The organism is Azotobacter chroococcum (assembly GCF_004339665.1).
Classification (GTDB): domain Bacteria; phylum Pseudomonadota; class Gammaproteobacteria; order Pseudomonadales; family Pseudomonadaceae; genus Azotobacter; species Azotobacter chroococcum.
On the sequence record NZ_SMMU01000036.1, the window covers coordinates 1 to 12,681 of the forward strand.

At 69.9% G+C, this 12,681-nt stretch carries 10 protein-coding genes; 8 read left to right on the plus strand and 2 right to left on the minus strand.

All coding sequences use genetic code 11. The features are described from left to right. From EV691_RS19445 to EV691_RS19480, 8 genes are all read left to right on the plus strand, one after another. The coding region (locus EV691_RS19445; protein WP_131837561.1) for an OprD family outer membrane porin at positions 1-651 on the plus strand (651 nt) is incomplete at its 5' end. 251 nt (positions 652-902) lie between these two features. Continuing rightward, a complete protein-coding gene (locus EV691_RS19450) occupies positions 903-2,180 on the plus strand; it encodes an OprD family porin (protein WP_377802248.1) in 1,278 nt (425 codons plus the stop codon). A 151-nt stretch (positions 2,181-2,331) separates the two neighbouring features. Next, positions 2,332-3,513 (plus strand): isovaleryl-CoA dehydrogenase, encoded by a 1,182-nt coding sequence (locus EV691_RS19455; protein ID WP_131299536.1) that lies wholly within the window; start codon positions 2,332-2,334, stop codon positions 3,511-3,513. Between the two features lie 120 nt (positions 3,514-3,633). After that, the gene (locus tag EV691_RS19460) at positions 3,634-5,241 is read left to right on the plus strand and encodes a carboxyl transferase domain-containing protein (RefSeq protein ID WP_131299539.1); all 1,608 of its coding nucleotides are present in this window, start codon (positions 3,634-3,636) and stop codon (positions 5,239-5,241) included. 127 nt (positions 5,242-5,368) lie between these two features. Then, positions 5,369-6,169 carry a gamma-carboxygeranoyl-CoA hydratase gene (locus tag EV691_RS19465; protein WP_131299542.1) on the plus strand — a complete coding sequence of 267 codons (801 nt, stop codon included), beginning with the start codon at positions 5,369-5,371 and terminating at the stop codon, positions 6,167-6,169. After that, positions 6,166-8,127: an acetyl/propionyl/methylcrotonyl-CoA carboxylase subunit alpha gene (locus EV691_RS19470; RefSeq protein WP_131299545.1), complete on the plus strand. Its 1,962-nt coding sequence runs from the start codon at positions 6,166-6,168 to the stop codon at positions 8,125-8,127. Before EV691_RS19465 ends, EV691_RS19470 begins: the two co-directional genes overlap by 4 nt. Positions 8,128-8,502: 375 nt before the next feature. After that, positions 8,503-9,402: a hydroxymethylglutaryl-CoA lyase gene (locus EV691_RS19475; protein ID WP_131299548.1), complete on the plus strand. Its 900-nt coding sequence runs from the start codon at positions 8,503-8,505 to the stop codon at positions 9,400-9,402. Between the two features lie 205 nt (positions 9,403-9,607). Further along, positions 9,608-10,276 (plus strand): potassium channel family protein, encoded by a 669-nt coding sequence (locus EV691_RS19480; protein ID WP_165496580.1) that lies wholly within the window; start codon positions 9,608-9,610, stop codon positions 10,274-10,276. Between the two features lie 19 nt (positions 10,277-10,295). Here the strand turns inward: EV691_RS19480 and EV691_RS19485 are convergent, their stop codons facing one another. Next, positions 10,296-11,333 carry an AbrB family transcriptional regulator gene (locus tag EV691_RS19485; protein WP_242672588.1) on the minus strand — a complete coding sequence of 346 codons (1,038 nt, stop codon included), beginning with the start codon at positions 11,331-11,333 and terminating at the stop codon, positions 10,296-10,298. A 190-nt stretch (positions 11,334-11,523) separates the two neighbouring features. Continuing rightward, on the minus strand, positions 11,524-12,501 hold the full coding sequence (locus EV691_RS19490) for a tripartite tricarboxylate transporter substrate binding protein (RefSeq protein ID WP_131299557.1): 978 nt from the start codon (positions 12,499-12,501) through the stop codon (positions 11,524-11,526). Positions 12,502-12,681: the final 180 nt, after the last annotated feature.

Consider the following 12,681-nt stretch of genomic DNA (forward strand, 5'->3'; position numbering starts at 1 on the left):
CTGCTGCAGTACTACTACGGCAACCTGCGCGACTTCTACAAACAGCACTTCTTCGGCCTGGTGCACGACTGGAAACTGCCGGTCGGCGCGCTGAAGTCCGACCTGCGCTACTTCTACAGCGATTCCGACGGCAAGAACGAAAGTTCCTCCGGGCGTGCCGAGGGCTACCGCAGCAGCGGCGCCAACGGCAGCAGCGGCGAGGTCGACAACAACCTGTGGAGCGCGATGTTCACCTACAGCCTGGCCGGCCACGCGCTGAGCGCCGGCTACCAGAAGGTCACCGGCAACAGCGACTTCCCGCACATCAACCTGGGGACCGGGCGCACCCTGCACCTGATCACCAACGGGCAGATCGGCAAGTTCGCCAGCGCCGGCGAGAACACCTGGGTGGTCGGCCATACCTACGACTTCGCCGCGATCGGCGTGCCGGGCTTGAAGACCAAGCTGATCTACTTCAGCGGCGACGACATCGACGCCGCCGGCAGCGACAACAAGGAGTGGGAACGCAACTTCCGCGTCGACTACACGGTGCAGAACGGTTTGCTCAAGGGCGTCGGCCTGTCCTGGCTCAACGCCGCGTCCCGCGGCAACGACGGCCGCGACCTGGACGAGAACCGCCTGGTCGTCAGCTACAGCCTGCCGCTGTTCTGACGCTCGCCGGGCTGGCGCCGCAGGGACGCGGCGCCAGCCTGCCGGCTGGCCGGATTTCCCAGCGTAGCGGCTGGCCGCTGCCAGACTGGAGGAACCCGCTGCCGGGCGCAAGCGCCCGTCCGAGACGCCTGCCGGCGGGCCCCACCACTGTGGGAACCCCGTGCATCCTTCCGGCAGGAGGTAGAACGACGATGTACAAGACGCCCGTCACCCGCAGCGCCGCCCTGTCCACCCTGGGGGCGGCGCTGGCCATGCCTTCCGTCGCCCAGGCCGAGTTCGTCGAGGACGGCAAGCTCACCCTGAACTTCAAGAACTTCTACATCAATCAGGACACCCGCAACGAGGACCGGCCGCGTTCGGAGGAATGGGGCCAGGGCTTCTTCTTCGACTACAAGTCGGGCTTCACCGAAGGGACGCTCGGCTTCGGCCTGGACGTGCTGGCCATGCACGCCATCCGCCTGGACGGCGGAGGCCGCGAGGGCAAGCCGGGCATCGAGCGCACCCCGGGCACTGTGTTTCCGCTGGAGAGCAACGGCAAGGCGAAGACCGACTTCGGCCGGCTCGCCGTCACCGGCAAGCTGCGTATCTCTAAGACCGAGGCGCGCCTCGGCACCCTGATGCCCAGGCTGCCGGTGGTCACCTACAACGACGGCCGCCTGCTGCCGCAACTGTTCCACGGCGGGCAGATCACCTCCAGCGAGATCGACGACCTGACCCTGATCGCCGGCAAGATCGAGCACTCCACCGACCGCAACTCCAGCGACAGCTTCCCGCTCTCCATCTCCGGCGCCAACAGCGGCCCCAACGCCCAGTTCAGCAACGAGTTCTACTACGGCGGCGCCGACTACAAGGTCGGCAAGGACCTCTTGCTGCAGTACTACTACGGCAGCCTGGACGACTTCTACGAGCAGCACTTCCTCGGCCTGATCCACACCTGGGCGCTGCCGGTGGGTTCGCTGAAGACCGACCTGCGCTTCTTCGCCAGCGACTCCGACGGCAAGAACGAAAGCACCTCCGGGCGCGCCGAGGGCTACGTCAGCAGCGGCTACTGGAGCGCCGGCGCGTCCAGCCGCGGCGAGGTCGACAACCACCTGTGGAGCGCCCAGTTCACCTATACCCTGGGCGGCCACGAAGTGAAGGCCGGCTACCAGAAGATCAGCGGCAACAGCGACTTCCCGCACCTCTTCAAGGGCAGCGGGCGCACCCTGTACCTGATCACCAACGCGCAGATCGGCAAGTTCGCCAGCGCCGGCGAGAACACCTGGGTGGCCGGCTACGCCTACGACTTCGGCAAGCTCGGCATCGCCGGCCTGAAGGCCAGCCTGGTCTACTGGAGCGGCGACGACATCGACGACGCCGGCAGCGACAACCGGGAGTGGGAACGCAACTTCCGCATCGACTACGTGGTGCCGGAGGGCACCTTCAAGGGCCTCGGCCTGACCTGGCGCAACGCCGCGCTGCGCGGCAACGATACCCGCGATGTGGACGAGAACCGCCTGATCGTCAGCTACAGCCTGCCGCTGTTCTGACAGCGCCGGGTCGGAACCGCGGGGGCGCGGTTCCGACCGGGAGGCGGGACAGGCCGATCAGCCGGTGCCCGCCTCGCATCGGCCGGCTCACCGGCCCGTCCTGGCATATTCTCAAGACAGGGAACGACAACAAGGCCTGGAGTACCCGACCATGAACACCCTGCCTGGACTGAATTTCTTCCTCGGCGAGGAAATCGACATGCTGCGCGACTCGGTGGCCGGCTTCGCCGCCCGGGAAATCGCCCCGCGCGCCGCCGAAGCCGACCGCACCGACCAGTTCCCCATGGACCTGTGGCGCAAGTTCGGCGAGCTGGGCCTGCTCGGCCTGACCGTCGCCGAGGAGTACGGCGGCGCCGGCATGGGCTATCTGGCGCACATGATCGCCATGGAGGAGCTCTCCCGCGCCTCGGGGTCGATCGCCCTGTCCTACGGCGCGCACTCCAACCTCTGCGTCAACCAGATCCACCGCAACGGCACGCCGGCGCAGAAGGAACGCTTTCTACCCCGGCTGATCTCCGGCGAGCACATCGGCGCCCTGGCGATGAGCGAGCCCAACGCCGGCTCCGACGTGGTGTCCATGCAGCTGCGCGCCGAGAAGAAGGGCGACCGCTATGTGCTCAACGGCACCAAGATGTGGATCACCAACGGCCCGGACTGCGACGTGCTGGTGGTCTACGCCAAGACCGACCCGGCCGCCGGCACGCGCGGCATCACCGCCTTCGTCCTGGAGACGGACAGCCCCGGCTTCTCGGTGGCGCAGAAGCTCGACAAGCTCGGCATGCGCGGCTCGCACACCGGCGAGCTGGTGTTCCGCGACGTGGAGATCCCCGCGGAGAACGTGCTCGGCCAGGTCAATGAAGGGGTCAAGGTGCTGATGAGCGGCCTGGACTACGAGCGCGCCGTGCTCGCCGGCGGCCCGCTGGGCCTGATGCAGGCGGCGATGGACGTGGTGGTGCCCTACATCCACGACCGCCGGCAGTTCGGTCAGAGCATCGGCGAGTTCCAGCTGATCCAGGCCAAGGTCGCCGACATGTACACCACGCTGCAGGCCTGTCGCGCCTACCTCTACGCGGTCGGCCGGCAGCTCGACGCGCTGGGTTCGGGGCACGTGCGCCAGGTGCGCAAGGACTGCGCCGGGGTGATCCTCTACTGCGCCGAGAAGGCCACCTGGCTGGCCGGCGAGGCGATCCAGATCCTCGGCGGCAACGGCTACGTCAACGACTACCCGACCGGCCGGCTGTGGCGCGACGCCAAGCTCTACGAGATCGGCGCCGGCACCAGCGAGATCCGCCGCATGCTGATCGGCCGCGAGCTGTTCGACGAGACCAAGTAAGCGGCTTGATGGTGCCCACGCTCCCGCGTGGGCAGCCCCGGACGGACGCTCGGCGTCCCCAGGCGGCGCTCCCGCGCAGGCGCGTGGGAGTGCTCGGAACGGCATCAGGGAGCTAGCCACATGGCCATCCTGCACACCCAGCTCAACCCCCGTTCGCCGGAGTTCGCCGCCAACGGCGCGGCCATGCGCGAACAGGTCGACCAGTTGCACGCCCTGCTCGGGCGCATCCGCGAGGGCGGCGGCGCCAGGGCCCAGGAACGCCACGCATCGCGCGGCAAGCTGCTGCCGCGCCAGCGCATCGACCGCCTGCTCGACCCCGGCTCGCCGTTTCTGGAGATCGGCCAGCTCGCCGCCTTCGAGGTCTACGACGAGGAGGTGCCGGCCGCCGGGGTGATCGCCGGCATCGGCCGCATCGAGGGCGTCGAGTGCATGGTCATCGCCAACGACGCCACGGTGAAGGGCGGCACCTACTACCCGCTGACGGTGAAGAAGCACCTGCGCGCCCAGGCCATCGCCCGCGAGAACCGCCTGCCCTGCCTCTACCTGGTGGATTCCGGCGGCGCCAACCTGCCGCGCCAGGACGAGGTGTTCCCCGACCGCGAGCACTTCGGGCGGATCTTCTTCAACCAGGCGACCATGAGCGCGCTGGGCATCCCGCAGATCGCCGTGGTGATGGGCTCCTGCACCGCCGGCGGCGCCTACGTGCCGGCGATGGCCGACGAGACCATCATGGTGCGCAATCAGGCGACCATCTTCCTCGCCGGCCCGCCGCTGGTGAAGGCCGCCACCGGCGAGGTGGTCAGCGCCGAGGAGCTGGGCGGCGCCGACGTGCACTGCCGGACCTCGGGGGTAGCCGACCACTACGCCGAGAGCGACGAGCACGCCCTGGCGATCGCCCGGCGCTGCGTGGCCAACCTCAACTGGCGCAAGCTCGGCCGGCTGGAGAGCCGCGCGCCGCGGGCGCCGCGCTACCCGGCCGAGGAGCTGTACGGGGTGATCCCGAGCGACGCCAGGCAGCCGTTCGACGTGCGCGAGGTGATCGCCCGCCTGGTCGACGACAGCGAGTTCGACGAATTCAAGGCGCTGTTCGGCCCCACCCTGGTCTGCGGCTTCGCCCACCTGCACGGCTACCTGCTGGCCATCCTCGGCAACAACGGCATCCTGTTCTCGGAGGCGGCGCAGAAGGGCGCGCACTTCATCGAGCTGGCCTGCCAGCGCGGCATCCCGCTGCTGTTCCTGCAGAACATCACCGGCTTCATGGTCGGGCAAAAATATGAAGCAGGGGGAATTGCCAAGCACGGCGCCAAGCTGGTCACCGCGGTGGCCTGCGCCAGCGTGCCGAAGTTCACGGTGATCGTCGGCGGCAGCTTCGGCGCCGGCAACTACGGCATGTGCGGGCGCGCCTACGACCCGCGCTTCCTGTGGATGTGGCCGAACGCCAGGATCGGCGTGATGGGCGCCCAGCAGGCCGCCGGGGTGCTGGCGCAGGTCAAGCGCGAACAGGCCGGGCGCGCCGGACAGTCCTTCTCCGCCGAGGAGGAGGAAGCGATCCGCCAGCCCATCGTCGAGCGCTACGAGCGCCAGGCGCATGCCTTCTATTCCAGTGCCCGGCTGTGGGACGACGGGGTGATCGACCCGGCGCAGACCCGCGAGGTACTGGGCCTGGCGCTGTCCGCCGCGCTCAATGCGCCGATCGAGCCGACCCGCTTCGGCGTGTTCCGCATGTAGGAGCGAATTCATTCGCGACCCGCGCATATGGCGCGGCAATCCAACGACCGGCCGGGCCGGGCCGGTCGGTCGCAGATGAATCTGCTCCTACAACGAAGATGCCAGCCTCATGTGAGTGCAAACAGCCATGACCGACTTCACCACCGTACAACTCGACTTCGACCCGCGCGGCTTCGCCACCCTCTGGCTCGACCGCCCGGAGAAGCACAACGCCTTCGACGCCGCCATGATCAAGGAGCTGATCCTCGCCCTCGACGCGCTGAAGGATCGCCGCGAGCTGCGCTTTCTCGTGCTGCGCGGGCGCGGCAGGCATTTTTCCGCCGGTGCCGATCTGGCCTGGATGCGCGAGGCCGCCGAGCTCGACTACGCCGCCAACCTGGCCGACGCCCAGGCCCTGGCCGAGCTGATGTACAACCTCTACCACCTCAGGCTGCCGACCCTGGCCGTGGTGCAGGGCGCGGCCTTCGGCGGGGCGCTGGGGCTGGTCGCCTGCTGCGACCTGGCCATCGGCGTCAGTGACGCGCAGTTCGCCCTGTCCGAGGTGCGCATCGGCCTCGCCCCGGCGGTGATCAGTCCTTTCGTGGTGCAGGCCCTCGGCGAACGCGCCGCGCGCCGCTACGCCCTGACCGCCGAGCGCTTCGACGGCGCCCGCGCCCGCGAGCTGGGCCTGCTCGCCGAGTGCTACCCGGCCGCCGAGCTGGACGGCGCACTGGAACAGTGGATCGCCACCCTGCTGCAGAACGGCCCGCAGGCGATGAGGGCGACCAAGGACCTGCTGCGCGAGGTCGGCAGCGGCGTGCTCAATCCGGCCCTGCGCCGCTACACCGAAAGCGCCATCGCCCGCCTGCGGGTCAGTCCGGAAGGCCAGGAGGGCCTGCGCGCCTTCCTGGAGAAACGCCGCCCCGCATGGCAGGAGGACCGCTCATGAGCCGCCCCATCGACACCCTGCTGGTGGCCAACCGCGGCGAGATCGCCTGCCGGGTGATGCGCACCGCCAGGGCCCTGGGCATCCGCACGGTGGCCGTGCACAGCGCCATCGACCGCCACGCCCGGCATGTGCGCGAGGCCGACCTGGCGGTGGACCTGGGCGGCGCCAAGCCGGCGGAGAGCTACCTGCGGATCGACGGGATCGTCGCCGCCGCCCGCGAGAGCGGCGCCCAGGCCGTCCATCCGGGCTATGGCTTTTTGTCCGAGAACGCCGACTTCGCCCGCGCCTGCGAGGCCGCCGGGCTGCTGTTCCTCGGCCCGCCGGCTGCGGCCATCGAGGCGATGGGCAGCAAGTCGGCGGCCAAGGCGCTGATGGAGGCGGCCGGCGTGCCGCTGGTGCCCGGCTACCACGGTGAGGCGCAGGACTACGAAACCTTCCGCGCCGCCGCCGAAACCATCGGCTACCCGGTGCTGCTCAAGGCCACCGCCGGCGGCGGCGGCAAGGGCATGAAGGTGGTCGAGCGCGAGGCCGAGCTGGCCGAGGCCCTGGAGTCGGCCCGCCGCGAGGCCCGGGCGGCCTTTGGCGATGCGCGCATGCTGGTGGAAAAATACGTGCTCAAGCCGCGCCACGTGGAGATCCAGGTGTTCGCCGACCGGCACGGTAACTGCCTGTACCTCTTTGAGCGCGACTGCTCGATCCAGCGCCGCCACCAGAAGGTGGTCGAGGAAGCCCCGGCGCCCGGCCTCTCGCCCGTGCTGCGCCGCGCCATGGGTGAGGCGGCGGTGAAGGCGGCCCAGGCCATCGGCTACGTCGGCGCCGGCACCGTGGAATTCCTCCTCGATGCGCGCGGCGAGTTCTTCTTCATGGAGATGAATACAAGGCTCCAGGTCGAGCACCCGGTCACCGAGGCGATCACTGGCCTCGACCTGGTCGCCTGGCAGATCCGCGTGGCCCGTGGCGAGCCGCTGCCGGTCACCCAGGACCAGGTGCCGCTGCACGGCCACGCCATCGAGGTGCGCCTCTACGCCGAGGACCCGGAGCACGACTTCCTGCCCGCCAGCGGCACCCTGGCGCTGTACCGCGAGCCGAGCGCCGGTCCCGGCCGCCGGGTCGACAGCGGGGTGGCCGAGGGCGATGCGGTCTCGCCGTTCTACGACCCGATGCTGGCCAAGCTGATCGCCTGGGGCGAGAACCGCGAGGAGGCCCGCCAGCGCCTCCTGGCCATGCTCGCCGAGACCGCCGTCGGCGGCTTGCGGACCAACCTGGCCTTCCTGCGCCGCGTGCTCGCCCATCCGGCCTTCGCGAGCGCCGAGCTGGACACCGGCTTCATCCCCCGCCATCAGGAGGCGTTGCTGCCGGAGCCGCGGGAGCTGCCGGAAGCCTTCTGGCAACTGGCCGCCAGCGCCTTCGTGCAGAGCGAGGCGCCGCGCCGGCGCGAAGACGATCCGCACTCGCCGTGGAGCGCCAGCAGCGGCTGGCGCGCCGGGCTGCCGGCGCAGATCGACCTGCACCTGAGCTGCCAGGGCATCCAGCGACAGGTATGCGCCCTTGATGGCGCCGAGCTGCAGGGCGAGTGGCTGTCCTGTAGGAGCGAATTCATTCGCGATGGCGGTTTTACGGTACGCCGCCGCCTGCGCGCCATCCGCCAGGGCGACACCCTCTATCTGGAATGGGACGGCGAACTGCACGCCGTCAGCCGCGTCGACCCGCTCGCCGAGGTCGAGGCCGGACACGCCCACCACGGCGGCCTCAGCGCGCCGATGAACGGCAGCATCGTCCGCGTGCTGGTCGAGGCCGGGCAGAAGGTCGAGGCCGGCACGCCGCTGGTGGTGCTGGAGGCGATGAAGATGGAGCACAGCATCCGCGCGCCGCAGGCCGGGGTGGTCAAGGGCCTGTACTGCCGCGAGGGCGAGCTGGTCAGCGAGGGCACGGCGCTGGTGGAGCTGGGGGAGGCCTGAGGCTGGGCGGGCGCTCGCCGGCCTTGGTAGGGTGGGCAACTCGCGCAGCGATTGCCCACCGTCGGGCCCGCATGCCGGTGGACAAGGCTGTGCCGTTGTCCACCCTGCCAGACTGCTCGCGATGCTGGCGCATGCTGTTGCCTGGATCGCCAGCAAGCTGGCTCCGACAGGGTAATGCCGCGACACCGGACCTGTAGGGGCGAATTCATTCGCGACCCGCGCCCGCGGTGCGGCGGATCAGCGAGGCCGGTCGGTCGCAGATGAATCCGCTCCACAGTCACGTAGGGTGGAAAACCTGCACAGCGGTTTTCCACCATCCCTTGTTCCGGTGGAAAAGGCCTGTGGTCGTTTTCCACCCTACCCAGAGGTTATGCCATGACACTGCCCCAGCACGTCCGCCTGGTCGAAGTCGGCCCGCGCGACGGCCTGCAGAACGAGAAACAGCCGATCGGCGTGGCCGACAAGGTGCGCCTGGTCGACGACCTCACCGCCGCCGGCCTGGAATACGTCGAGGTCGGCAGCTTCGTCTCGCCCAAGTGGGTGCCGCAGATGGCCGGCAGCACCGAGGTGTTCGCGCAGATCCGGCAGAAGCCCGGCGTCACCTACGCCGCGCTGACTCCCAACATGCAGGGCTTCGAGGCGGCGATGGCCGCCGGGGTCAAGGAAGTCGCGGTGTTCGCCGCCGCCTCCGAGAGCTTCTCGCAGAAGAACATCAACTGCTCGATCGCCGAGAGCCTGGCGCGCTTCGTGCCGGTGCTGGACGCCGCCCGCGCGCGGGGTGTGCGCGTGCGCGGCTACGTGTCCTGCGTGCTCGGCTGCCCCTACGAGGGCGAGGTGGCGCCGCAGCAGGTCGCCAGCGTGGCCGGCGAGCTGTTCGCGATGGGCTGCTACGAGGTGTCCTTGGGCGACACCATCGGCACCGGCACCGCCGGCAAGACCCGCACCCTGTTCGAGGTGGTTGGCCGCGACATCCCGCGCGACCGGCTGGCCGGGCATTTCCACGACACCTACGGCCAGGCGCTGGCGAATGTGTACGCGAGCCTGCTGGAAGGCATCGCGGTGTTCGACAGCTCGGTCGCGGGCCTGGGCGGTTGCCCTTATGCGAAGGGGGCCAGCGGCAATGTGGCCAGCGAGGATGTTCTGTACCTGCTCGACGGTCTGGGTATCCACACCGGCATCGATCTGCAGGCGCTGATCGCCGCCGGCGAGCGCATCTGCGCCGTGCTCGGCCGGGAGAGCGGCTCGCGGGTGGCCCGGGCGCGGCGCGGTGCGTAGGTCCTCGCTGGAAAACGCGGCGCGGTTTTCCAGCCTGCCCATCTAGACTGAAAAACTTCTCTGGCGTCGCGAATCGGGCCACCGGGAGGCAGCCACCGCTATGGAAAGCTCGGATCATGAAGAACCGGTTTGCAGGACGGGCAGTCCGCCCAGCTCCGCCGACACGTCGATGGACCATTCGGGGAGAACGCTCGCCGTGCCGGCCATGACACCTCGCCCGCGCCTGGAGAAGCTGCTCGAGCAGCGCTGCTTCTTCATGTTCCTGGCCCTGCTCGCGCTGCTGGTGACGATGCCGTTCGTCGTGGACAGCCTCCTCGGCCGTGCTCTGGTCGGTCTGCTCAACCTGCTGATTCTGGTGACCGCCGTCGCCGCGGTGGGGCGTTCCCGGCTTTCCTTCCTGGTTGCCGTCGCCCTCGGTCTGCCGACGCTGGCCTTTCAACTGCTCGCTCTGGCATCGGGTTTGCCGGGCTATCTGACCCTCTCCTGGAGCTTCGGTGCGGCCTTCTACGCCTACGCCATCGCCCATCTGCTGCATTACGTGCTGCGCCGGGACAACATGACCGCCGACAAGCTCTATGGCGCCGTTGCGGCCTACATCATGATCGCCATCTTCTGGGCCTACCTCTTCGGCGTGCTGCAGTATTTCCACCCGGGCGCCTTCGCTCTCTACGGAACGCCCACCACCATGAACCTGGCAGACCTGATCTTCTACAGCTTCACCGTCCTCACCACCGCCGGGTTCGGCGACATCAGCCCCGTGCTGATCCAGTCCCGCTTCCCGACCATGCTGGAGGCCGTGACCGGCGTGATGTACGTGGCCATCCTGATCGCGCGCCTGACGGGCGTCTATCCGGTGGTGGGACCGAAGCCTTGAGACGCCGGAGCCGCGCGCCTCACTCCCGCATCGCCAGCTCCCCGGCCCTGCCGATCCCCAGTTTTCCGCTGCACAGGCGGAACACCGGCCCGGCCAGGAACAGCACCAGCAGCAGGCGCAGCACCTGCATCGCGGTGACCAGCGGCACCAGCAGGTTCAGCGCCTCGGCGGTGAGGCTCATCTCGGCGATGCCGCCGGGGACCATGCCGAGCAGCAGGGCGCGGGCGTCCAGGCCCGAGGCCCAGCTCATGGTCAGAGCGATGGGCAGGGCGATCAGGACCGCCGCGAAGGTCGCCAGCAGGGTGCGCAGCAGGAACGCCGGGGCGCGGCGGAAGAACGAGCGGTCGAAATAACAGCCCAGGGTGCTGCCCACCAGCCACTGGCCGAGCTCGCCGGCGCCGGCCGGCAGGCCGAGGTGCAGGTCGAAGGCGACGCTGTACAGGATGCTGACCAGCAGGGCGCCCAGTTGCCAGGCGTTGGGGAAGCGCCAGCGCTGGAAGGCCAGCGCGGCCAGCCCGCCGAGGGCGAACAGCAGGGCCAGCCAGGCGGCGTCGGGGCCGGGGTGGGCGACGGTGATCGTCTGCCCGCCAGCGAACAGCCAGACATAGGTGGCGGGAATGCCGAGCAGCACCAGGCTCATCCGCAGGCTCTGGGCGGCGGCCACCTGCTGCAGGGCTGCGCCGTGCCGGCTGCCCAGGTTGACCATCTCGTTGGCACCACCGGGCATGCTGGCGAAGTAGGCGGTGGCGAAGCTCTCGCCGTAGCGCCGGTGCAGCAGGATGCCGAGGACGCTGGTGAGCAGGGTCAGCAGGGTGCCGAGCAGCACCAGGCCGAGGTGGGCGAGGATCTGCTCCAGCACCGCCTGGTTGAAGTGCAGGCCGATGCCGATGCCGAGGATCCACTGGCCGGCCTTGACGCCGTGGGGCACGGCGACGCTCGGGCTGCCGAGGCAGCGCAGCGTGGCGACGCCGAGCAGCGCGCCGATCATCCACGGCAGCGGCCAGCCGGCCAGTTGGGCGAGCCAGCCGCCGAGGGCGCCGGCCAGCGGGGTGAGAATCCAGGGGCGGCAGCGGGCCGCGAGGTCCGCGAGGAACGGCGGGAGTCGAAAGGTCACGGCAAGGCCTCGTGCGGGGGCGACGGCGCGCGGCGCCCGGGCCGGCTGCGCTGCGCGGGGTGGGAATGCCGAGCGGGCGTCGACTGCCCGCCCGGCGCGAATCGGGCGGGGCCGGCGGGCGGCTGCCGCCGGCTCAGCGGATCAGGTCGAAGTCCCGGGCCATTTCCCGGTAGAGGGCAACCTTCTGCCGGACATGGGCGTCCAGTTCGGCGCCGGTCATGGCATAGGGGAACAGCTCGTAGCGGTCGCGCAGGGCGGCGAAGTCCTCGGAGGCGAGCAGGTGGTCGAAGGCGTTCTTCCACCAGGCGTAGTCGGCATCGCTCACCTTCGGCCCCATGTAGAAGCCGCGCAGCACCGGCCAGACCACGTCGTAGCCCTGCTCGCGGGCGGTCGGGATGGCGGCCATCGCCGGCTCGTCCAGGCGCTGTTCGGCGAACACCGCGAGCAGGCGGATGGCGCCGCTGTTGAGGTGCGGCATGGAGTCGGAGATGTCCGTGCTGCCCACCTGCACGTGGCCGCCGACCAGCGCCGTGGAGATTTCCCCGCCGCCCTCCAGGGCGACGTAGTGCAGCTCGCGCGGGTCGATGCCGGCCAGCCGGGCGAGCAGGGCGAGCTGCATCCAGTCCTGGCTGCCGATGGTGCCGGAGGTGCCGATCACCACCGAGTCCGGGTCTTTGCGCAGCGCCGCGAGCAGGTCGTCGAGCGTCCGGTAGGGCGAGTCGGCGCGCACCGCCAGGGCGCCGTAGCTGGTGCCGATCACCGCCAGCCAGCGCACCGCGGTTTCGTCGAAGCGGCCGAACTTGCCCAGGGCGATGTTCAGCAGCGAGCCGCTGGAGAAGGCGACCAGGGTGCCCGGCTCGGCCGGTCGCTGGGCGGCGATGGTGTTGTAGGCCACCGCGCCGACGCCGCCCGGCATGTAAGAGAGCTGCAGCGGCCGGTCGGTCAGCCCGGCCTCCTGCAGCGCCTGGCGCGCCAGCTTGCAGACCAGGTCGAAACCGCCGCCCGGTGCGGCGGGGGCGATGCATTCCGGGGAGACGGGTTCGGCGGCCCGGGCGCTGCACAGCAGCAGCACGGCAGCCGCCAGCAGGACACGACGGATCGATGGGCCCATGGGTGTCTCCTCCGCTGTGGGTCATGCGCAGGCGCTCGGTCGGGCCGGGGCATGGCCGGGCGCCGGCAGGCACAGGATACAGGGACAAGGGCGGTGATGCAGGGCGGCGGACGTGGAGCGGAGAGGGGGAGAGCAGGGCATGCGGGGGAATTCCCTCGTTGTTGTCGTCGCCGGCCGCGG

Coding starts and splice junctions, on each gene's coding strand:
- EV691_RS19475 (WP_131299548.1), top strand. CDS start 8,503: ATGACACTGCCCCAGCACGTCCGCCTGGTCGAAGTCGGCCCGCGCGAC.
- EV691_RS19490 (WP_131299557.1), bottom strand. CDS start 12,501: ATGGGCCCATCGATCCGTCGTGTCCTGCTGGCGGCTGCCGTGCTGCTG.
- EV691_RS19470 (WP_131299545.1), top strand. CDS start 6,166: ATGAGCCGCCCCATCGACACCCTGCTGGTGGCCAACCGCGGCGAGATC.
- EV691_RS19480 (WP_165496580.1), top strand. CDS start 9,608: ATGACACCTCGCCCGCGCCTGGAGAAGCTGCTCGAGCAGCGCTGCTTC.
- EV691_RS19450 (WP_377802248.1), top strand. CDS start 903: ATGCCTTCCGTCGCCCAGGCCGAGTTCGTCGAGGACGGCAAGCTCACC.
- EV691_RS19460 (WP_131299539.1), top strand. CDS start 3,634: ATGGCCATCCTGCACACCCAGCTCAACCCCCGTTCGCCGGAGTTCGCC.
- EV691_RS19465 (WP_131299542.1), top strand. CDS start 5,369: ATGACCGACTTCACCACCGTACAACTCGACTTCGACCCGCGCGGCTTC.
- EV691_RS19455 (WP_131299536.1), top strand. CDS start 2,332: ATGAACACCCTGCCTGGACTGAATTTCTTCCTCGGCGAGGAAATCGAC.